Here is a 21,651-nt window from a genome sequence, read left to right on the forward strand (position 1 = left end):
AGGCAGCCTGGGTTGATGGCGTTAACACGCTCCAAAAACCCAGGACGATTCACTTTTTAGTCGGTGGGGTAGCCAAAGGATCAACAGGCCATGAGTGCTTGGGGTAACGCCCTTTCATCTCTTTTTGTACTTCGCGGTAGGCACCTTGCCAGAAGGCCGCCAGATCGCCGGTGATCTGCAACGGCCGACGCGCAGGCGAGAGTAACTCCAGCACCACCGCAATGCGGCCTTCTGCCAGCATCGGGCTGCGCTGTTCACCAAACATCTCCTGTAAACGCACCGCCAGAGCCGGAGGATTGTCGGCATCATAGCGGATCGGCAGGCGACTGCCGGTCGGCACGGTGTAATGCGTGGGTAACGCCTGATCCAGTCGCTGTTTTTGCTGCCAGTTCAGCAAGCGGCCCAGCGCTTCGGCGATATTGACCTGCTTCAGCCCACGCAGATCGCGCACACCATTCAGCGAAGGCAACAACCAGGTTTCCAGCGCATCAAGCAAGGATTCATCATCCACCGCAGGCCATGCGGCCTCTGGCAGCCAACGCTGTGCGCATTGCAGGCGCAACCGCAACTGTTCGGCGGCAAGGCTCCAGTTCAGCACAGCCAAACCCTGCGCCCGTACCCAGTTAATCAGCGCCTGTTGCAACTCCTCATCGGCCGGTTTCGCCAAGGGTTGAGCACGCAGCGTCAAGCGGCCAATCTGCTGGCGCTTCCAGGCGCGCAGTGAACCTTTCTCCTCATCCCATTCCACCGCCGTCTGGCTGCTGACTATCGCGGGGAGTTGGGCTACCAGCGCGTCAATCTCAATCGGCAGCGCCAGCAGGATACGGGCATCCGGGCTGTTATGGCCCTGCAACAGGCTGGGGATAATCAACCAGGGGGTTCTTGACAGCGCTTCGTCCTGATTCATCGCGGCTCCCATCCCATTGGCCAGCAGATAGCGGCCATCCTGCCCGCGCCGCTGAGCAATGCGATCGGCAAACGCCTGCGCTAACAGTGGGGCCGCCAGATCGGCATCAATCTGCCCCGCTTTTTGTGGTAAGCGCTTACTAAGTTGGGTAGCACGGCGTTGCCAGTGCGGCTGCGGGCGGCTCAGCCAATAGCTGATGTCCATCTGCCCATTACGCGGCGGCTCTTCCAGCAGAGCGGCCAGCATCGCCGCCGTCGCTAGACCATCGGCACCCAAGGCAGCACCGGCGCACAGCATCGCCGCCAAGCGTGGCTCACAGCCCAACCCGGCCATCTGACGGCCTTTGCTGGTTAACTTTTCGGCGTCGTCGATGGCACCAAGGGTTTGCAGCAAACGGCGGGCCGTCGCCAGCGCTATGGCAGGTGGCCGATCGAGCCAGGTCAGCTGTTCGGCATCCACGCAGCCCCACTGCAACAGTTCGAGCCAAAAGCTGGCGAGATCGCTTTGCAGTATCTCCGGTTGAGCGTGCTCCGCTGCGCGTTCCGCCTGCTCTTTGGCAAACAGGTGCCAACAGATGCCCGGCTCCAAGCGCCCGGCACGCCCGGCGCGTTGGATCATCGACGCCTGACTGATGCGCTGCGTCACCAGCCGGGTCAAACCGTTACGCACGTCATAACGCGCCACACGCTCCAGGCCGCTGTCGACCACCAGCCGGATGCCTTCGATCGTCAGGCTGGTTTCAGCAATATTGGTTGCCAGCACCACTTTACGCCGCCCGCTGATGGCCGGTTGGATCGCTTTTTGCTGCTGCGCCAGCGGCAGTGCGCCATACAACGGGCAGAGATCGGTATCGGCTGCCACCTCCCCGGTGAGCCGCTCCAGCACGCGGTTGATCTCCACGACGCCGGGCAGGAACAGCAGCAACGAGCCGGATTGTTCGGCCAACAAACGTTTCACCGCCGTGGCAACGCCATCTTCCAACCGTTGATGGCTGGCCAGCGGTTGATACTGCCGTTCGACCGGGTAGCTGCGCCCTTCGGATACCACCACCGGTGCCTCCGGCAGCAGTTGGGATAGGCGCGCGTTATCCAGCGTTGCCGACATGATCAGCAATTTCAGATCGTCACGCAGCCCTTGCTGCACATCGAGCAGCAGCGCCAAGGCCAGATCGGCTTGCAGGCTACGTTCATGGAATTCATCGAGAATGACCAGCGAAACACCTTGCAGCTCAGCATCCTGCTGCAACATGCGGGTGAGAATGCCCTCGGTCACCACTTCCAGCCGGGTATGCGGCCCGCTTTTACTCTCGGCACGCATGCGGTAACCCACGGTCTGGCCGGGTTCTTCACCAAGCTGTTGTGCCAGGCGATAAGCGACGTTTTTGGCCGCCAGCCGCCGTGGTTCCAGCATAATGATGCGCCCCGGCAGCCCGGCTTTGGCCAGGATCTGTAACGGCAGCCAGGTTGATTTACCTGCGCCGGTTGGGGCATGCAATAGCACCTGCGGGGCGGATTGCAATGCAGCGAGTAACTCATCAAGAACCGCGCTGACGGGCAGTGAAGACACAAAACTCTCCATGGGGTAGTTAATGGACGGCGCACATTGTAGCATTACGGCCAGCGTTTCATTTATTTACCGGAGATTCATGTCCACTTCGCGCCGCCTGTTTTTTGCCCTATCGTTACCCGATGCCTTGCAGCAACAGGTGATCCGCTGGCGCGCCGACGCTTTTCAACCCGAAGATGGCCGCCCGGTTGCCGCCGCTAATCTGCATCTGACGTTGGCGTTTCTCGGCGATGTCAGCACGCAGAAAGAACGGGCGCTGCAAACGCTGGCCGGGCGCATCAGGCAAACCGGCTTTAACGTCTGCCTTGACGATCTCGGCCACTGGCCGCGCCCCGGCGTGGTGTGGCTCGGCACCAAGCGTGCGCCACGCGCGCTGCTGCAACTGGCAGAGTTGCTGCGCTCGCAGGCAGCACGCAGCGGTTGCTATCAAAGCCCGCTACCGTTTCACCCGCATATCACCTTATTGCGTGCCGCGACCCAGCCAGTTGCCATTCCGCCAGCCACGCCAGGTTGGATCTTCAGCGCCGACCATTTTTCTTTGTACCAGTCAACCGTTGAGCATGGCCGCACCCGCTACCATCAGTTGGCGCAGTGGTCGCTTAATAATCAGGATAATCCATGATCTTCACACCGCCCCTGAAGCCCGCCACGCTGATTAAGCGCTACAAGCGTTTTCTGGCCGATGCCATCACCCCCGAGGGCGAAACCTTTACCCTGCACTGCGCCAATACCGGGGCCATGACCGGCTGTGCCACACCGGGCGACACCCTCTGGTACTCCACCTCGGATAATGCCAAGCGCAAATATGCCCACAGTTGGGAGCTCACACAGACTCAGCAAGGGGACTGGATCTGTGTGAATACCCTGCGAGCCAATACCTTGGTACGCGAGGCGATCGAGCAGAATATAATCAGTGAATTATCCGGTTACAGTAAAATCAGCAGCGAAGTTAAATACGGTAGCGAAAACAGCCGTATCGATTTGTTATTACAGGCAGAAAACCGGGTTAACTGCTATATTGAGGTGAAATCAGTCACACTATTGCAACATCAACGTGGTTACTTCCCTGATGCCGTAACGCTGAGAGGGCAGAAGCATTTACGGGAGTTGCAAAGCGTGGTTGGAAACGGCCAGCGGGCGATATTGTTCTTTGCTGTGTTGCACACGGGTATCGATCAGGTCGCTCCGGCACATCACATAGATGCACGTTATGCGGCACTACTAGCGCAGGTTCAGCAGGCAGGAGTGGAAGTAATTTGTTATGGGGCAACATTATCGCCTGACGGTATCTCTCTTTGCGGGAAATTACCGTTTTTTATCGATTAGCGGTTCCAGGTAGTCATCAATTGATCGCTGGATATTGCGTCGCAAATACGCCTGCCTTCACACCCTTGTCAAGCAGGTGACAGGAATAATTGCCATCCCCCTTCCCTTCTGTTATTTATAGCGGCCTGTTTTTCCCCCGTATTGGGGATTCGACATACCCTATAGCATTTGAGATGCAGGTAGGCGGCAACTGAACGAATCCCTGGCAGCTTAGTTCACTAAGTCACCAGGGAGAAAGAAGGCAGCCACACTCCTGCACCTTGATCGATGATGGGTATAGTGCGTGTGTATGTAGGAGAAGCAATATGCAAGAAGGGCAAACCCGTAAAACCTCGTCCTTGAGCATTCTCGCCATCGCTGGGGTAGAGCCGTACCAAGAGAAGCCGGGCGAAGAGTATATGAACGCCGCTCAGCTGACGCATTTCAGGCGCATTCTTGAAGCATGGCGCAACCAGCTCAGGGACGAAGTAGATCGTACCGTTTCGCATATGCAAGACGAAGCTGCCAACTTCCCAGACCCGGTCGATCGTGCCGCGCAGGAAGAAGAGTTCAGCCTCGAATTGCGTAACCGCGACCGTGAACGCAAACTGATCAAAAAGATCGAGAAAACGCTGAAGAAAGTAGAAGACGAAGATTTCGGCTACTGCGAATCTTGTGGCGTGGAGATCGGTATTCGCCGCCTTGAAGCGCGTCCGACTGCCGATTTGTGCATCGACTGCAAGACGCTGGCCGAAATCCGCGAAAAGCAGATGGCCGGCTAAGCAGTTATTATCGTTCGCGGCGCGTGCCAATATACCCGAGGATTTCAAGTTGCAGCTAGGCGGCAAGAACATGAATCCCCAGGAGCTTATACATAATAAGTGACTGGGGTGAATGTACGTAGCCAACAACGCTGCGGATTGAAAGACGATGGATATACGCGCCGCACAGAACCAAGGGAACCACTCCCTTCTGATATGTTAGAAAGTCATTATGTGGGGCGTTTTGCCCCATCGCCTTCTGGGGATCTGCACTTCGGTTCGCTGATTGCCGCTCTGGGAAGCTACCTCCAGGCTCGTGCCCAACGCGGGCAATGGCTGGTACGCATTGAAGATATCGATCCTCCGCGTGAAGTCGCCGGAGCCGCCGCCCGTATTTTATCTGCCTTAGAACACTATGGCCTCCACTGGGACGGCCAGGTCATCTACCAATCCCAACGCCAAGAAGCCTACCGCGCAACGCTTGACTGGCTACAACAGCAGGATCTCAGCTATTACTGCACCTGTACCCGCAGCCGTATCCAGCAGATCGGCGGTTTGTATGACGGCCACTGCCGCAGTTTGCAGCTGGGCCCGCAGGGTGCGGCGATCCGCTTACGCCAATCGGCGCCGGTATTTGCGTTTCACGATCGGTTGCAGGGTGAATTGCGGGCAGATCCGGCGTTGGCACAGGAAGATTTTATCATCCGCCGCCGCGATGGCCTGTTTGCCTATAATTTAGCGGTGGTGATCGACGATCATTTCCAGGGCGTGACCGAGATCGTGCGCGGGGCCGATCTGATCGAACCCACCGTGCGCCAGATCGCGCTTTATCATCAGTTACAAGCGCCGGTTCCGGCTTATCTCCATTTACCGCTGGCGCTGGGCGCGAATGGGGTTAAGCTATCGAAGCAAAACCACGCCCCGGCGCTGCCCAGTGGCGATCCGCGTCCAACATTGGTTGAAGCACTGAAATTTCTGCACCAGCCCCTGCCGGAAAGCTGGCAAGATCTTGATCTGTCGTTATTATTGAGCTGGGCAATCCAACACTGGCAATGGGAGAATGTGCCGCGCCGGTTAGCCATTCCCCTGCACGAAAACACAACAGCATTCTCAAAGGAGCCATGGTGAGCTATGATTAGCCGCTATTTTTTTGTTAGCACCATTTTGATCCGTCACTATCGAGGTGTACCATTTTTACCCGAGTAGCCAATTTCTGCCGTAAGGTACTAATCCGCGATGACAAGTTGACCCGCGATGATGCGCCGGACAACGATAAAAACCCAGTCCGCGAAGAAAGTGCCCCCGCAGAGCAGCAGCAAGCCGCGCCACAGCGCACTGCCGATAACGGTAGAGAGACTTCTGCTCGCCGCCCGGCGGCGCACAAACGCCCGCCATTGCCTGCCGCTGAGGGAACGCGCTCAATGGCCGTGATCCCACGCGCACAACATTCGATCTCACGTAAAGACATCAGCGAGAACGCGCTGAAAGTGCTGTATCGCCTGAATAAATCCGGTTATGAAGCCTATCTGGTCGGCGGCGGCGTACGCGATCTGTTGCTCGGCAAAAAACCGAAAGATTTCGATATCACTACCAACGCCACGCCGGAGCAGGTGCGTAAGCTGTTTCGCAACTGCCGTTTGGTTGGCCGTCGTTTCCGCTTGGCGCACGTGATGTTCGGCCCGGAAATTATCGAAGTTGCCACTTTCCGTGGCCATCACGAACAAACCCCGGAATCAGACAAAAACTCATCACAGCAGGCCCAGAACGGCATGCTGCTGCGCGATAACATCTTCGGTTCGATCGAAGAAGATGCCCAGCGCCGCGATTTCACCATCAATAGCCTGTATTACGGCGTAGCGGACTTCACCCTGCGTGACTACGTAGGCGGTCTGAACGATCTGCAACAGGGCGTGATCCGCCTGATCGGCGATCCGGAAACCCGTTATCGCGAAGATCCGGTGCGCATGCTGCGTGCCATTCGTTTCGCTGCCAAGCTGGATATGACCCTCAGCGCTGAAACTGCCGAGCCGATCCCGCGTTTAGCCTCGCTGTTGCACGAGATCCCGCCTGCGCGCCTGTTTGAAGAGTCGCTGAAACTGTTGCAGTCCGGTTTTGGTTACCCTACTTACCTCAAACTGTGTGAATACCAGCTGTTCCAACCGCTATTCCCGCTGATCGCACGGCACTTTACGCCGAATCACGATACGCCGATGGAGCGCATTCTGGTGCAGGTACTGAAAAATACCGATCACCGTCTGCAGAACGACATGCGCGTCAACCCGGCGTTCCTGTTTGCCGCCATGCTGTGGTATCCGTTGTTGGAGCACGCGCAGAAACTGGCCCAGGAAAGTGGCTTGGCCTACTACGACGCGTTTGCGCTGGCCATGAACGATGTGCTGGACGAAGAGTGCCGTTCACTGGCTATCCCTAAGCGCATCACGACGATGGTGCGCGATATCTGGCAATTGCAGCTGCGCCTTTCCCGCCGCCAGGGTAAACGTGCGCACAAGCTGATGGAACACCCTAAATTCCGTGCGGCTTACGATCTGCTGGCGCTGCGCGCGCAAGTAGAGAACAACCCAGAAATGCTGCGCCTCGCTGAATGGTGGGATGAATTCCAGGATGCCACTGCGGCAGTGCAGAAAAACATGTTGAGCACATTAGGCGACGATCCCGCACCACGCCGGACACGTACGCGCCGCCCGCGCCGCAGGGCTCCAAGTAGTAAAGACGGGGCATGATGATCCGCGTTTATATCGCGCTGGGCAGCAATCTGGCACAACCACTGCAACAGGTGAGTACTGCGCTGGAGGCGTTGGAGCATCTTCCTCGTAGCCGATTGATCGTTTGTTCGTCGTTTTACCGCACCAAGCCGCTGGGGCCACAAAACCAGCCGGACTTCCTCAACGCGGTGGTGGTACTGGATACCCTGTTGCCACCGGAACAACTGCTCGATGAAACCCAGGCGATAGAACGCAATCAGGGCCGCGTGCGTAAAGCTCAGCGTTGGGGCCCGCGCACGCTGGATCTGGATATTATGCTGTATGGCGATCGGGTGATTAATACCGATCGTCTGACGGTGCCCCATTACGGCCTGAAAGAGCGCGAATTTATGCTCTACCCGCTGGCCGAAATAGCGCCTGACTTGGTTTTCCCTGACGGGGAAACCTTGGCCGATTGCCTTAAACGAGTGCCAAGCAACGGCATGGAGCTGTGGCATCGATAGCCTGGCATCTCTAGAACATTACCGTTACAGAAAATCCCCCTTCAGTCCGATTAGCAAAACTCACCCGCAGGCCATGCAGGCTGGCAATACGTTGCACGATTGATAGCCCAAGCCCGCTGCCGATCTGTTCCTGCCCCGGCGGGCGATAAAAGCGCTCCCCCAGCCGCGCCAGATGTTCCACCGTTACGCCTGGGCCATTATCTTCCACCTGTAACTGCTGTGAACCGAGCGTGACGCTGACCGTGCCGCCTGCGGGCGTATAGCGCACGGCGTTATCCACCAGATTGCGCACCAGCAGTGACAGCAGCAGCGATTGGCCTGGCAACGGCTGCGGTATCCCTTGCTGCTGATAACGCAGCGTGACGCCTGCCGCATGAGCGTAACGGTCCTGTTCTGCCAGCACCATCGGCACCAGTTGCTGCCAATCAACCTGCTCCAACTCACCCAGATCGGAAAGCGAATCCAGCCGCGACAGCGTCAGCAGTTGATCCACCAGCCGCGTGGCACGATCGATACCGATCGTCAGGTTTTCCACCGCATGTTGCCGCATCTGCTCATCGTCACCCGCCAACTGCACCACTTCCGTCTGCACCCGCAGCGCGGCCAGCGGGCTGCGCAGTTCATGGGCGGCATCTGAGGTAAAACGCCGCTCACGCACCAGCATGGCGCTAATGCGCGCAAACAGCGCGTTAAGCGCCTCCACCAGCGGGCGGACTTCGGTCGGCACCTGCTGGCCATCCAGCGCGCTGGCATCATCTGGAGCCCGCTGGCGCAGGCTGGCGGCCACGGTTTTCAACGGCCGCAGCTCGCGCCCAACCATCAGGGCAATCAGCAGCATCAGCAGCGGCAACGTCACCAGCCAGGGGATCAATTGCCCCGTGACCATCCCCAGCGCCATCTCATGCCGATAATCCCACTCCTGGCCGACGACAATGCGGTAGCGTCCATCAGGGCTGCTCAGCCACAACAAGCGCCAATTGTCATCGTCGCCCTTACGTTGGCCATCGATAAAACCTTGATGCTCGCCATCAAACAGAAAATCTTCGCCGTTTTCGCCATCGTTGAGCAGCATTCTGCCCTCGCGGGAGAAGATAGCGAACGCCAGAGCGTCGTCTTCCTGTTCACCACGTTTGCCATGACGGAGGATTTTTTTGGTCTTCGGCAGGCTGCGTGCATCCTGATTGGCCAGCAGATCGCCCAGATTGGTCGTGACCAATCGTTTGGCAAATAACATCTGTTGGGTATCAAACACTTCGTTAATCTTGTTGCGCGTCATCATCCACGCTACCACGCTGGCAGAACACCAGGTGAATAACGCCAACAGGCTGAAAATCAGGATCAGGCGCAATCGCAGGCTCAAGCGTTTCACTCCGCATCCCCCAGCGTATAGCCCACACCATGCACGGTGCGGATAAAACCGTTGCCCAGCTTGCGCCGCAAATGATGTATATGCACTTCAACCGCGTTGCTGCTCACGTCATCGTCCCAGTTATACAGTTTTTCCTGAATCAATGGCCGTGCCAGCACGCGCCCTTTGTTGTTAAGAAACAGTTCAAGCACTGCTAATTCACGTGGAGTCAGCGTCACAACCTCACCGTTGCGCCTCACCGCGCGGGCCGCCACGTCGAATATGACATTGCCGTGAACCAGTTGCGGGGTCAGTTGGCCATGGCGACGGCGGATCAACGCCTGTAAACGCGCCGCCACTTCCGCCAGGGCAAAGGGTTTGCACAGGTAATCATCGGCACCGCTCTGCAAGCCGGTAACCCGCTGTTCCAGGGCGTCGCGCGCCGTCAGAATCAATACCGGTACGTCCTGCCCGGCCTGGCGCCACTGGCGTAGCAGATCGAGCCCGTCAAGGCCCGGCAGGCTGAGATCGAGGATCACCGCATCATAGGGGGCACTTTCCAGCGCATTTTTGCCGATCGCTCCATCGGTGAACCAGTCCAGGTTAAACCCCAGCTTGGTTAACCCGGCTTTGATGCCATCGCCAATCAGTTTATCGTCTTCAATCAGCAGAATTCTCATGCGCTCCCCTTTTAGCTTTCACTGTTCATTACATCACAAGGTTCTTAAGAACCCCTTAAGCATCATGATCGGTGCTACCCACCTCGGAAGGGTTACAGTAGAATGTCAGCACTTTGTACCCGTACCGCAGCCCTGTGCTGCGCGGCTATTCTCAGGAGACGTTGTGATGAAACCCACCACCGTGAGCCATTTACGCCAGTGGAAACAGGAGCAACGCAAGTTTGCTACCATTACCGCCTACGATGCCAGCTTTGCTCGGCTGTTTGAAGAGCAAGGAATCAAAGTGATGCTGGTTGGCGATTCGCTGGGCATGACGTTGCAGGGCCACGACTCCACGTTGCCCGTGACCGTCGCCGACGTCGCCTATCACACCCGTGCCGTGCGCCGTGGTGCACCAGCCTGCCTGCTGCTGGCCGATCTCCCCTTCATGAGTTATGCCACCCCGGAACAGGCGTTTGCCAGTTCGGCCGAGCTGATGCGAGCCGGTGCGAACATGGTCAAGCTGGAAGGTGGCAGTTGGCTGTACGAAACGGTGAAAATGCTCACCGAACGTGCGGTGCCGGTTTGTGGCCACCTCGGTCTAACCCCTCAGTCGGTCAACGTTTTCGGCGGCTATAAGGTTCAGGGCCGTGATGAACTGGCGGCTAAACAGCTGCTGGAAGACGCGCAAAATCTGGAGCTGGCCGGTATGCAACTGCTGGTGCTGGAATGCGTTCCTGCCGCTCTGGCACGCCAAATCACCGAAGCGCTGTCGATCCCGGTGATCGGTATCGGTGCGGGTAATGGCACCGACGGCCAGATTCTGGTGATGCATGACGCGCTGGGCATCACCGGCAGCCACACGCCGAAATTCGCCAAAAACTTCCTGGCGCAGAGCGGCGATATCCGCAGCGCCGTGCAGCTCTATATTCAGGAAGTCGAGCAAAGCACCTATCCCGGTGAAGAGCACTCTTTTCATTAACAGCATGATCTCACTGCCGGTTTAGAGCAGAGCGAGGAGTTATAGAATGGTAATCATCGAAACCCTGCTGTTGCTGCGCCAACAGATTCGGCGCTGGCGGCAGGAGGGCAAGCGCATCGCGCTGGTGCCCACCATGGGCAACCTGCACGAAGGCCATATGACGCTGGTTGAAGAGGCGCGGGCCCGTGCCGATGTGGTCATCGTCAGCATTTTCGTTAACCCGATGCAGTTTGAACGCCCAGACGATCTGGCGCGCTATCCGCGCACGCTACAGGAAGACTGCGAAAAGCTGAACCGTCGTGATGTCGATCTGGTTTTTGCCCCAGCACCGGCGGAAGTTTATCCGCAAGGGCTGCACGATCAGACCTACGTTGATGTCCCTGGCATTTCTACCATGCTGGAAGGTGCCAGCCGCCCTGGGCATTTCCGCGGTGTTTCTACCATCGTCAGCAAGCTGTTCAACCTGGTTCAACCGGATTTGGCCTGCTTCGGCGAGAAGGATTACCAGCAGTTGGCGCTGATCCGCAAAATGGTCGCGGATATGGGTTATGACATCGACATCGTCGGTGTGCCGATCGTGCGAGCCAAAGACGGGCTGGCGCTCAGCTCACGCAACGGCTATCTGAGTGCTGAAGAGCGTAAAATCGCCCCCCAGCTCTGCAAGATCATGCATGAACTGGCAGATAAACTCAGTAACGGTGAACGCCAGATTGACGCATTGCTGGAGCAGACCGCAGAGCAGCTGCGCGCCGCCGGTTTTACGCCGGACGAACTGTTTATCCGTGACGCCGACAGCCTGCAACCGCTCAGCGTGGAAAGCCGCAGTGCGGTGGTGCTGATGGCGGCCTGGTTAGGCAAAGCGCGTCTGATCGATAATCAGCAGGTTGATCTCACACTCTAAGCTATTTTTTGTACGCTCATTGCCGTTTTTAGCTGGTTAGCGGTAGACTGAGCGAGTTTATTGGTGACGATAGACCTTGCAAGGAATATTCAACCCCGGTCGCCTGAAAAGGCCGATATTCAGTTAGGTAAAGCCATGATACGTACTATGTTGCAAGGCAAGCTGCATCGAGTGAAAGTGACTCAGGCTGACTTGCATTATGAAGGGTCCTGCGCCATTGATCAGGATTTTCTGGAAGCCGCAGGGATTCTGGAATATGAAGCCATCGATATTTACAACGTTGATAACGGTCAGCGTTTCTCCACCTATGCCATCGCCGCTGAACGTGGTTCACGTATCATCTCGGTCAACGGGGCCGCAGCCCGCTGCGCCTGCGTGGGTGACAAACTGATCATCTGTTCTTATGTGCAGATGAGCGACGCCGATGCCCGCCAACATCATCCTAAAGTCGCCTACTTTGAAGGCGAAAATCGTCTACAGCGCAAAGCTAAAGCGGTGCCGGTCCAAGTTGCCTGAAGCCGTTAAGTTTAAGAGATAAAACAGCACCGGGCGCTTCTGCACCCGGTGTTTTCTTTATTGCGTTACCAGCTTGCCTGGCTTGTTGGCGATCCGCTCTGCCATGGTCGGAATAGAGTCAGTGCGCAGAATATATAACCGTTTCAACGTATATCGATTATCCCCGAGCTTCACTTTCCCCTGCACGGTAGTCAGCGCCATATGCAACCCGGCATCTTTTGACGCTTGAATACCATTCTGGTTATAGCCACCAAACGGATACGCCAGGTACAGCACATGCGGATTAAATTGCGACAACGCACGCCTTGAGCGCTCGAGATCGAATTCAATGTTATGCAGCGAGCGGCTCAGCAAAATCGGCCGACGCTGGTTGTCCAGCCGGTGTAAGAAATGAGTATGTGTTTGGATATCAAATACATCCTGAATTTCCTTCAGCTCAGAAATACTCATAAACTGCAACGCATCCGGGTTCCATTTCTGCGGATGGCGTTTGATCCGCGAAGAAATGACAAACGCCGTCGCACGGAAACCGTAGGCTTTCAGCACCGGATAAGCATAGCGATACACCGATTTCAAACCGTCATCGAAAGTCAGCACCACAACTTTGCCCGGCAGGTTAATCTGATTATTCAGATAGGCTTCCAGCTGATAGAGAGAAATAGTGTCATAACCCGCCTGCTTCAGGTAGGTCATCTGATTACTGAATGCGACGTCTGAAGTGGTGGTTGACGTATTGCGGAAACGCTTGTTCTCTTCGTTCTTCAGCATATGGTGATAAGTCAGTACCGGGATCCCGGTGTCGATCTCACCATCCAGTTCACTGACATATCCCAGACGTTCGCCGATATTCACTTCATACCAGGTGTTATTCAACGGGTCTTTCAGCTTGCCGATGATCGGGTAACGCAGGTTCTCTTCCAATACGCCGAAGATTTCACTTTTATTATCAGCAGCGGTGTAAACGTTGATCGGCCGCGGCGTAATCAGATTCTGATTGGTCAGCGGCTTATTCAGTTCCCCCAAGTCGTCCTTTATTTTTTTTCGCGACTTGCTGACGCCACGTACGTCATTTTTATCAATAAAACCGGTACCGTGGCCAAACTTGAATTCATAGTATTCCGCAGCCGCAGGCAACACCTTAAGCAGTTGCCCCCGCTTCACTTCCCCCACCGGAATAACATGCTCACCGATCAACGAATAAACTTCGCTATCGCGTTGCACTTCCATGTATTCAGGTTTAACAGCGCCGCCTTCCGACAGCAAATTCGCCAACGCTGCCGGGGCTATCAACGACATAAAAATGCCGAGTAGCATCGCCGCTATCTTATGTTGAGGCCGCATGATTTGCTCTGCTTACGAGTACATAGTGAAAATGGAGAAAATAGGGAGCGCCAGCATAGCACGATTTTTAGAACGGAGAGAAAAGGGTTATTAATGCAATTCTATAGATTTCGTTAGTAGCTGTGTCAAATCAATAAACCTCTCTCTCCGCAAGCGGAAGAGAGAGGAAACCGTGCTCCCACTAGGAGCGCAGACCACGGCCGCGTTCGATCAGATACCAGGCCAGCGCATAGAACACCAGGATAAACGCCAGCAGTACCGCCATGGTAAACACCAGCGGCACATCGGAAATACCGAGGAAACCGAAGCGAAAACCGCTGATCATGTAGACGATCGGGTTCAGTTTGGACACCGCCTGCCAAAACGGCGGCAACAACGTCAGCGAGTAAAATACCCCGCCCAGATAGGTTAACGGCGTCAGCACAAAGGTCGGGATCAGGCTGATATCATCAAACGTGGTGGCAAACACCGCGTTAAGCAGCCCCCCCAGAGAGAACAGAATCGCCGTCAGCAGCAGCGTCACTGCGATCACCCACCAGGCATGTACCTGCAACGGAACGAAGAACAGCGAGATCACCGTCACCAGAATGCCCACGCAAACACCACGCGCAACGCCCCCACCAACATAACCGGCGATCACGATGTGGGTAGGAACCGGAGCCACCAACAGCTCTTCAATGTTGCGCTGGAACTTGGCGCTGAAAAACGATGCCGCCACGTTGGCATAGGAATTGGTGATCACCGCCATCATGATCAGGCCGGGAACGATAAACTGCATATAATCAAAACCGTGCATTTCACCGATACGCGAACCAATCAGGTTGCCAAAAATAATGAAATAGAGCGTCATGGTGATCACTGGCGGAACCAGAGTCTGGATCCAGATGCGCGTAAACCGGTTAATCTCCTTGGCCCAGATGCTTTTCAACGCCACCCAATACAAATGCATCATGATATTTCCCCATTACCGTTAACCAGGGTGACAAACAGCTCTTCCAACCGGTTAGCCTTATTACGCATACTCAACACCTGAATGCCTTGCGCACTCAGTTGAGTGAACAAACCGTTCAGCCCTTGCTCACGCATCACGTCCACTTCCAGGGTGGACGTATCCGCCAAGCGGCAAGGGTAACCGTCAAGCTTCGGCAATGGGCTTTTCGCCGCCAGATCGAGAATAAAGGTCTCTGACTGCTGCTTCGCCAACAGCGCTTTCATTGAGGTGTTTTCCACCAGTTCACCATTCTGGATAATACCGATATTGCGGCACAGCATTTCTGCTTCTTCCAGATAGTGGGTGGTCAGGATGATGGTGGTTCCTTGGGCGTTCAGCTCTTTCAGGAACCCCCACATGGAGCGACGCAGCTCAATATCCACCCCGGCGGTCGGTTCATCCAGAATCAGCAACTTCGGCTGGTGCATCAAGGCGCGAGCAATCATCAGACGGCGTTTCATACCGCCGGAGAGCATGCGCGCACGCTCATTGCGCTTGCCCCACAGATCGAGCTGATTGAGGTATGTTTCTGCACGCACCAGCGCCTCGCGCCGCTCTACGCCATAGTAACCCGCCTGATTGACCACAATTTGCAGCACCGTTTCAAACGGGTTGAAGTTGAACTCTTGCGGAACCAGCCCAAGCTGACGTTTGGCGTTGACGATATCTTTATCGATGTCGTAACCAAACACTCTCACGGTGCCTGAGGTTTTATTGACCAGCGAGCTGATAATTCCGATGGTTGTCGATTTCCCGGCGCCGTTCGGCCCCAGCAGGGCATAAAAATCCCCCGCCTCGACGTTCAGATCGATACCGCGCAATGCCTTTACGCCACCTGCGTAAGTTTTGGTCAATCGCGCTATTTCCAGTGCATAATTCATAGGTTAGAGAGTACCTTGTGGAGATGTGTATGCTGCTGTGTCTGACAATGAGAGCGAGTTTATCATCAGCCGGATTCTTACTGAGTCGAATCCGTGCGGAAAATTAGCCTCACTGTTCCGATTTCCAAATTGTGACGCTTGCCCTATATTACATCAACGCAATTCGTTCATTACAGGCCAATAACCGCCATGAAAGAAATCGAAAGGCTTATCGCCAATAACCAAGCTTGGTCCACCACTATTAACCAGGAAGATCCCGGCTTTTTTGAACGTTTATCACAGGCACAAAAGCCACGATTCTTATGGATTGGCTGTTCCGACAGCCGGGTTCCTGCCGAACGCCTGACCGGCCTGGAGCCAGGAGAGTTGTTCGTGCACCGCAACGTGGCGAACCTGGTGATCCATACCGACTTGAACTGCCTGTCCGTCGTGCAATATGCCGTCGACGTACTGGAAGTTGAGCATATCATCATCTGCGGCCACCTGGGCTGCGGGGGCGTGGAAGCGGCGGTAGAAAACCCGGAACTGGGTTTGATCAATAACTGGCTGCTGCACATCCGCGATCTCTGGTACAAACACAGTTCACTGCTGGGCGAACTGGAGCCGGAGCAGCGCCTGGATGTTTTATGCGAAATCAACGTGATTGAACAGGTTTATAACCTGGGCCACTCCACCATCATGCAGTCCGCCTGGAAACGCGGCCAGAAAGTGATGATTCACGGTTGGGTATACGGGATTCAGGATGGTCGCTTGCGCGACTTGGAAGTGACCGCCACCAGCCGCGAAAGCCTGGAGATGGGCTACCGCAAAGCGATAGCCACACTGTTGCAGGATAAAGGCTTATAATCTGCCAGCAAGGCGCGCTTGCCGCGCCTTGCCTCAATAACCGGGCAAGCGCCAGTTATTCGTCCAGCAAGACCACTTTGCCGATATACGGCAGATGGCGATAACGCTGAGCATAATCGATACCGTAACCCACCACGAATTCGTCCGGGATCGCGAAACCCACGTATTCCACCGGCACGTCCACTTCGCGGCGCTCCGGTTTATCCAGCAGCGTACAGATCGCCAGGGATTTTGGCCCACGCAGCGCCAGGATCTCGCGCACCTTGTTCAAGGTATTGCCGGAATCGATGATGTCTTCAACGATCAGCACGTCTTTGCCACGAATATCTTCATCCAGATCTTTCAGGATCTTCACATCGCGCGTGGTGGACATACCGCTGCCATAGCTGGAGGCGGTCATAAAATCGACCTCGTGCGACACCTCAATCGTGCGGCACAGATCGGCCATGAACATGAAAGAACCGCGCAACAACCCGACCAACACCATATCACTGCCGCTGTCGCGGTAATCTTCGGTGATCTGGCGGCCAAGTTCAGCGATACGGGTCTTAACTTCCTGCTCGGAAATCATTACTTCTACGATATGTTTCATAATTTATATATCTCACTGATTATTATCAGTTAAATCTTTAATCACGCTATAATTATCAGCAAAAATTGATACACCGATTGATATACGGACTATCACACAAGGCCGAAATGATGCAAAAGCATGAATACGGTAGAAAGGAGGTGAGTATACCAGATGGGGATAGGGATTAAAAAAGCCAGCACAAAGCTGGCAAGGATTGCAGGAGCGATCAGGCGTTGATACCTTTCTAATTATCTTCGGCCAAGACATAGAGCAACGCAGGGATCACCGAGTATGTTTCCGCTTCATTGTCCATCACATATAAAACATGGTCACGGCACTCACTTACCACATCGTCGGCAAATAACCCAAATGCTCCACCAGCCACTATCTGTGGTTCCCACGCTGGGCATTCAATCATAGACAGTCTGTAGCCACCAAACGTCATAGGGGGGTTATCAGGTCCCTCGCTCAGATAGAGCCCCACAGCCTTAGCTGCTAGCTCTGCGCGCTCAAATGGGTCCATACTGGCCGCTTGTCCAACACATCCCGCCAGATACTGCTTGATATCGGCAACGCTCATATCTACCCGTTCGTTACCTTCCCGCTGTTTAGCCTTCTTGGTGAGTGTTGATTTACTTTTGGCATTATCGATACGCTGATCATGACTATCACGAAACTGCTTCAGATAGGCATCGCATGCCACCTGGTCAATCTTGCTGCCTACCCGCGCCGGAAATCCCTGCCTGGCCTCCCAGGTATAAAACGCCTGGCGGCTCATATTGGCGTGCTTTGCATACTGGCTAACGCTCATCAGACTCATTGTGTTTACTCCCGTTCTTGCCTGCCAGCCTGCTCAATGTGTCAAGCTTGCAGCGACGCAGTGTCAATCAAAGTGTAAAGTGTCAACCGCTTGACACTTTCAACCGAAAAGTGTCAAGCAAAATCACCGTAATTTTCCCGTGAAGCCTTACGGCTTCTGACTTGTCACAACTCATCAACAAAAGTTCAAAGTGTAAAGTGTCAATCAAATTCAAAATTTCATAGCTAGGCACAGAACACGGCTCGCAATGCCCGTGCTTTACAAAAGTGCTAGGAAGGACCCATTTTTTTCTGAGCACCCTACCGTAATCATTTTGCTGTCCTTTACTACATCCCTGTCTGTTATACTATTTAAGGAAATGAAGCTACTAAGGAGACGTTACATGTCACATGCTAAAGATGCGAAATTCAACATGCTCGAAACATTCGCTCGCATTAGTGCATCTACCGAGTTTCTGACTAAAGCAGCCCCAGTCTTGTTAGAGCGAGTAAAAGCACCAACTCGCGAAGTTCAAGGCCCTCGTCGTCAAAATAACGTGGCATGACGATTAGATAAATTGGTCTGAAACATGCCCGCGTTAGTGACTTCTTCAGTTCATCTGGAAAATGGACAGCACCTATCCAAGCCCAGCTTATTGGCTCAAAACCGGGAACTGTGAATAGAACGAGTAAGGCTGCACATCAAACGCCTGCTGCGGCATCAATACCATTCGCGCTGTTGTGCCTGAGTTGCCATCACGAATAAAAGTTACCTCAGAGAGAATCCACAGCTCATCACGAAGCCCAAACGCAGGAATGCTGATAGGAATGAGGGTATTCGGCTCCCACAGTCTCCCAGCGCTATCCCGCCAACTATCAACAGTGACCTGTAGCTGCTTTGAACGGCCATAACGTCGATTCATTTCCCAATCAATGCAGTCCTGAGCCAACTTGTTGGCGTTCATCGTACTCTCCACCAGCACAAGACGGTTCCTATACCCCAATGCTGCCGAATCAGGGTCCGTGGCTTTAGCCAGTGTCACCGAGTCATAACCACCAGTATCGGAGTACAGTGCATTAACCGACATAGAGACACCGACATAATGGGAATACCGTTCATCCATAGATGATGTGAATGAAGCATCTTCAATATTTTGCCCCTGAGAGACACCACTGGCTGCCTGGCGTGTTCCCACTCGAGTTAAGTACAAATTGCCATCAGGCAAATCGTAATAGAGTAGCGCCGCCCAACGGCATATACGGCTCATTACCTCTTGTGTGGACTCCCCCCAATTCAACGTAAATTGCGGGACGGTGGTCATGTCAGTGACATTTGATGTCGCTTTTATGCCATAAGGTGCGGCCAGTCGTTGGGCAATCTGTAACGCATTGGCCTGGCTTATCACGTTGTTCGGCCATTCGGCTGCACAGTCCACTAGTTCCCGACACCGGCCCCGCCCGGTCACACGTACTTCATGCCTAGACTTTGAAATAGCAGGATTCCAGCGATCAATATTCCCCGTCATAACCAAATCATTACCAAGACGAACGGTACACAGTTCCCCAGGGGCAATAAGCTGTTTTTCATCACTCCCTGGGTAATAGTCCATCAAAGACAGGCTGAAATCAGAGGGAAGGCGCTCAATACCTCGCGTCACTCTGATTTCATCCCACCCCATGATTTCTCGGTTGCCTACGCTCAGAATTAGATCATCAATCATTACGGACATCTCCCTCCTCAAAGTTCCCATTATTGAAAATCAATCGTTCCGGCCACTCGGCCACCACCAGTACCAACAATCGTTTTTCGCTCCCCGGTTTTACTGTCTATCAGGGTCAACTCAATTTGTGTCTTGTTATCCTGCATCGCGTTGGCTATCGCTGATGCCAGCCGCTGATATTGAAGTTCGCTATCACCAACATTGATATTTTGCCCATTGCTAAAAAGACTGTCCTCTGGGCTTCTATAACCAATATCCTGTGAACCATTATTTCCCGTATTGTTGTCACCTTGCGGCTGGTAGAGTGGTAACCCCGGCATGATTTGTTGTAGATAGTTACGAGTCTCAGCGGGGGCATACTCCAGCCCAAGATTTTTTACTCGCTTAGGGCCCCAGTTATATGCAGCAACGGCTTTCTTCACATCTCCATCAAACATTTTCAATAAATCAGAGAGATAACGAGCCGCGGCCTCACTTGACTTATTGAAGTCCATGCGGTCTTCTCTGGTTTGCAAACCGTAAGCTCTGCCTGTTGGCGGCATAAACTGAAAATGCCCTTCAGCCCCTTTAGGCGATAACATTTTTTTCCCTCTGCCAGATTCCGTGTTCCAGACTTTATCCAGTAAACCCTGTGGCAGATTGTTTTGTTCCTCCAACTGGGATAAACGAACCTGTTCCGGTGTATTTCCCAAAGCTTGGTCAAGCGGATTAGCAACGTTTACAGGCGCTGAAACCTTTGCCCGCTCTAAATCATTATTCAGGCGTTCGACGGCCCAAACAGGTTTGTAGTAGGCATCTAATTTCTTAATCAGATCTTCCGACGCATAGCCAATCGTTAAATCCAGTTTCTCTTTACGAGACAAGGTATCTTTGAATTTCTCATCACCGCTGGCCTGGCGTAATAAATCTGCCTGAGAGCCGCCATGATTAAAGGTCAGAATAGAGCCAACCGTAGCGCTATCCAGCCCGTAGGTAGCGATTTGTTTAAGCTGATCGACAGAGGCCATTAACGTTTCAGACTGCCCTAACCAGGCTTGTCCTTTCATCAACATGCCATCGTATGCCGCGCTGATTTGATTTAATTGTTCTTTGAATGCCTTTCCATGCTGAATATCATTCCCGCTGAAAATAAGCCCATCGCGCTTCGCCTGATCCTTAAGACGCTGTATTTCAGTAGCGGTATTGCGCAGATAGCTAAGTAATTCAGGCGATAGCCCCAACTTCTTAATAAATAGCGCTTGCTCACCCGGCGACATTGATTGCATAACACGGTTGATATCCACCAGCAATTTACCGACATCTGCCAGTCCTTCCTTGGTTTTACTGACCCCGATATGCTTGGTGTTGAGTACAGATAAAAAAGCTGCGTTAAACCCATAAGCGGCATCAGTGGCTTTATCAAAGATATCAACAATAGCGCTTTCAGCAGCTTCGCGCGTACTGCCGTTCTCTATCATTGCGCCACTCAGCTCTTGAAACGCATCTGTGGTCATACTGACATTTTTGGCAATGGTATCGATGTGATAACTCGCGTTAGCAAATTCAGTCAGATTGTTTTTAATAACGTGAATAGCCGTTGCAGCACCGCCCAACCCCAGCGTTAACCCACCAACCATTTTCAACGGTGGAACCAGGTCACCGATAAATTGCACCCCCTCCCTGGCATTTCTTGCCATAATATCGAGCCGACTGCCAAGATCATCAAGTTGGCCAAGAGATTCTGAACCACCTAATTTGAGCCCGTCAGTTGTTTTATCTAACAGCGGGTTCAAATTTTTAACCATTTCCTCAATATATTGAATAGCTGCCGATATTTTATCGTTAGCGTTGAGTTCAAAACTAAATGCGTTATCCATTCTTACCCGCCTTTATCTTTACTTATCCGGTGAGCCTGTCTGAGCCAGAAATCTAACCGGGTACGGGTCAGGGACCACGCATCATGAGGCCCCCAACCGTAGAACTTCGTCACATCGGCGGCTGTTCTTTGCCAGCTTTCGATGGACTGTAAGTCAAAAAACCCATCAAATAGTCTTCGCACTCCTTATAGTCAGTAAAATCCATATGGCTGATAGCCGACTCGGGCACACCACCGGAAGTCAGTGCGATCAGCAGTTTCATTGCTGCCATGGCATTTTTAGCGCTCTGGCACTCGTAAAACTGCTCCACTTGCATCAACACGGGTTCTTTGAGCTCGATTTGCTCATAACGTATTTTGCTACCAGCTAATTCAATCGGCTTGCTCAACACGATGGTCTTTGTTTTTTCCAGTGTCGCTAATGTGTTATTCATGAAATGCCTCTTAAGTTAAGTGTTAATGTACGGATATCA

Annotated in this window: 22 protein-coding genes; 11 read left to right on the top strand and 11 right to left on the bottom strand. The window is 53.8% G+C overall.

The window, feature by feature from the left end:
• Window positions 1-49: 49 nt before the first annotated feature.
• Complete coding sequence (gene hrpB / locus AC2A1E_RS03170; protein WP_484382600.1) at window positions 50-2,485, bottom strand: ATP-dependent helicase HrpB; 2,436 nt, start codon at window positions 2,483-2,485, stop codon at window positions 50-52.
• Between the two features lie 67 nt (window positions 2,486-2,552).
• Here hrpB and thpR point away from each other — a divergent pair, with 67 nt between their 5' ends.
• The 6 genes from thpR (at window position 2,553) to folK (ending at window position 7,765) form a co-directional block, all read left to right on the top strand.
• Entirely contained in the window at window positions 2,553-3,095 is a 543-nt protein-coding gene (gene thpR, locus AC2A1E_RS03175; protein ID WP_484382522.1) for an RNA 2',3'-cyclic phosphodiesterase, read from the top strand.
• On the top strand, window positions 3,092-3,799 hold the full coding sequence (gene sfsA / locus AC2A1E_RS03180) for a DNA/RNA nuclease SfsA (RefSeq protein ID WP_484382523.1): 708 nt from the start codon (window positions 3,092-3,094) through the stop codon (window positions 3,797-3,799). Before thpR ends, sfsA begins: the two co-directional genes overlap by 4 nt.
• Before the next feature lie 305 nt (window positions 3,800-4,104).
• Window positions 4,105-4,560 (top strand): RNA polymerase-binding protein DksA, encoded by a 456-nt coding sequence (gene dksA / locus AC2A1E_RS03185; protein WP_459399867.1) that lies wholly within the window; start codon window positions 4,105-4,107, stop codon window positions 4,558-4,560.
• Window positions 4,561-4,755: 195 nt separating this feature from the next.
• Window positions 4,756-5,667 carry a tRNA glutamyl-Q(34) synthetase GluQRS gene (gene gluQRS, locus AC2A1E_RS03190; RefSeq protein WP_484382524.1) on the top strand — a complete coding sequence of 304 codons (912 nt, stop codon included), beginning with the start codon at window positions 4,756-4,758 and terminating at the stop codon, window positions 5,665-5,667.
• Window positions 5,668-5,729: 62 nt separating this feature from the next.
• On the top strand, window positions 5,730-7,280 hold the full coding sequence (gene pcnB / locus AC2A1E_RS03195) for a polynucleotide adenylyltransferase PcnB (protein ID WP_484382601.1): 1,551 nt from the start codon (window positions 5,730-5,732) through the stop codon (window positions 7,278-7,280).
• Window positions 7,280-7,765, top strand: a complete 486-nt coding sequence (folK, locus tag AC2A1E_RS03200) for a 2-amino-4-hydroxy-6-hydroxymethyldihydropteridine diphosphokinase (RefSeq protein WP_484382602.1) — start codon at window positions 7,280-7,282, stop codon at window positions 7,763-7,765. The genes pcnB and folK overlap by 1 nt, the downstream gene beginning before the upstream one ends.
• Before the next feature lie 10 nt (window positions 7,766-7,775).
• On the opposite strand, the gene qseC is transcribed toward folK, so the two are convergent.
• Window positions 7,776-9,134, bottom strand: a complete 1,359-nt coding sequence (qseC, locus tag AC2A1E_RS03205; RefSeq protein WP_484382525.1) for a quorum sensing histidine kinase QseC — start codon at window positions 9,132-9,134, stop codon at window positions 7,776-7,778.
• The gene (gene qseB / locus AC2A1E_RS03210; RefSeq protein ID WP_484382526.1) at window positions 9,131-9,793 is read right to left on the bottom strand and encodes a quorum sensing response regulator transcription factor QseB; all 663 of its coding nucleotides are present in this window, start codon (window positions 9,791-9,793) and stop codon (window positions 9,131-9,133) included. Before qseB ends, qseC begins: the two co-directional genes overlap by 4 nt.
• Window positions 9,794-9,959: 166 nt before the next feature.
• Here qseB and panB point away from each other — a divergent pair, with 166 nt between their 5' ends.
• The 3 genes from panB (at window position 9,960) to panD (ending at window position 12,171) form a co-directional block, all read left to right on the top strand.
• Window positions 9,960-10,754 (top strand): 3-methyl-2-oxobutanoate hydroxymethyltransferase, encoded by a 795-nt coding sequence (gene panB / locus AC2A1E_RS03215; RefSeq protein ID WP_484382527.1) that lies wholly within the window; start codon window positions 9,960-9,962, stop codon window positions 10,752-10,754.
• A 46-nt stretch (window positions 10,755-10,800) separates the two neighbouring features.
• A complete protein-coding gene (panC, locus tag AC2A1E_RS03220; protein ID WP_484382528.1) occupies window positions 10,801-11,655 on the top strand; it encodes a pantoate--beta-alanine ligase in 855 nt (284 codons plus the stop codon).
• A 135-nt stretch (window positions 11,656-11,790) separates the two neighbouring features.
• Window positions 11,791-12,171 carry an aspartate 1-decarboxylase gene (gene panD / locus AC2A1E_RS03225; protein WP_459399873.1) on the top strand — a complete coding sequence of 127 codons (381 nt, stop codon included), beginning with the start codon at window positions 11,791-11,793 and terminating at the stop codon, window positions 12,169-12,171.
• Between the two features lie 57 nt (window positions 12,172-12,228).
• On the opposite strand, the gene AC2A1E_RS03230 is transcribed toward panD, so the two are convergent.
• The 3 genes from AC2A1E_RS03230 to AC2A1E_RS03240 all read right to left on the bottom strand — a co-directional run bounded on the left by AC2A1E_RS03230 (window position 12,229) and on the right by AC2A1E_RS03240 (window position 15,384).
• Window positions 12,229-13,512, bottom strand: coding sequence for a polysaccharide deacetylase family protein (locus tag AC2A1E_RS03230; RefSeq protein ID WP_484382529.1), 1,284 nt, complete (start codon window positions 13,510-13,512; stop codon window positions 12,229-12,231).
• A 181-nt stretch (window positions 13,513-13,693) separates the two neighbouring features.
• Complete coding sequence (locus AC2A1E_RS03235) at window positions 13,694-14,464, bottom strand: ABC transporter permease (protein ID WP_459399875.1); 771 nt, start codon at window positions 14,462-14,464, stop codon at window positions 13,694-13,696.
• Window positions 14,461-15,384, bottom strand: a complete 924-nt coding sequence (locus tag AC2A1E_RS03240; protein WP_459399876.1) for an ABC transporter ATP-binding protein — start codon at window positions 15,382-15,384, stop codon at window positions 14,461-14,463. The genes AC2A1E_RS03235 and AC2A1E_RS03240 overlap by 4 nt, the downstream gene beginning before the upstream one ends.
• A gap of 189 nt (window positions 15,385-15,573) precedes the next feature.
• Here AC2A1E_RS03240 and can point away from each other — a divergent pair, with 189 nt between their 5' ends.
• Complete coding sequence (can, locus tag AC2A1E_RS03245) at window positions 15,574-16,230, top strand: carbonate dehydratase (RefSeq protein ID WP_037403500.1); 657 nt, start codon at window positions 15,574-15,576, stop codon at window positions 16,228-16,230.
• 55 nt (window positions 16,231-16,285) lie between these two features.
• On the opposite strand, the gene hpt is transcribed toward can, so the two are convergent.
• Both hpt and AC2A1E_RS03255 read right to left on the bottom strand, forming a co-directional pair.
• The gene (gene hpt / locus AC2A1E_RS03250; protein ID WP_484382530.1) at window positions 16,286-16,822 is read right to left on the bottom strand and encodes a hypoxanthine phosphoribosyltransferase; all 537 of its coding nucleotides are present in this window, start codon (window positions 16,820-16,822) and stop codon (window positions 16,286-16,288) included.
• Window positions 16,823-17,048: 226 nt separating this feature from the next.
• A complete protein-coding gene (locus AC2A1E_RS03255; protein ID WP_484382531.1) occupies window positions 17,049-17,624 on the bottom strand; it encodes a hypothetical protein in 576 nt (191 codons plus the stop codon).
• Between the two features lie 382 nt (window positions 17,625-18,006).
• Here AC2A1E_RS03255 and AC2A1E_RS03260 point away from each other — a divergent pair, with 382 nt between their 5' ends.
• Window positions 18,007-18,168 (top strand): hypothetical protein, encoded by a 162-nt coding sequence (locus tag AC2A1E_RS03260; RefSeq protein WP_484382532.1) that lies wholly within the window; start codon window positions 18,007-18,009, stop codon window positions 18,166-18,168.
• Between the two features lie 87 nt (window positions 18,169-18,255).
• Here AC2A1E_RS03260 and AC2A1E_RS03265 read toward each other — a convergent pair whose 3' ends face one another.
• The 3 genes from AC2A1E_RS03265 to AC2A1E_RS03275 form a co-directional block, all read right to left on the bottom strand.
• Window positions 18,256-19,323, bottom strand: a complete 1,068-nt coding sequence (locus AC2A1E_RS03265; RefSeq protein ID WP_484382533.1) for a phage baseplate assembly protein — start codon at window positions 19,321-19,323, stop codon at window positions 18,256-18,258.
• Window positions 19,324-19,352: 29 nt separating this feature from the next.
• Window positions 19,353-21,179 (bottom strand): lytic transglycosylase domain-containing protein, encoded by a 1,827-nt coding sequence (locus tag AC2A1E_RS03270; protein WP_484382534.1) that lies wholly within the window; start codon window positions 21,177-21,179, stop codon window positions 19,353-19,355.
• A 109-nt stretch (window positions 21,180-21,288) separates the two neighbouring features.
• Window positions 21,289-21,612: a phage tail assembly protein gene (locus AC2A1E_RS03275; RefSeq protein ID WP_484382535.1), complete on the bottom strand. Its 324-nt coding sequence runs from the start codon at window positions 21,610-21,612 to the stop codon at window positions 21,289-21,291.
• Window positions 21,613-21,651 lie beyond the last annotated feature (39 nt).

It is taken from the genome of Serratia sp. HNCC26DJ206, from assembly GCF_057180605.1.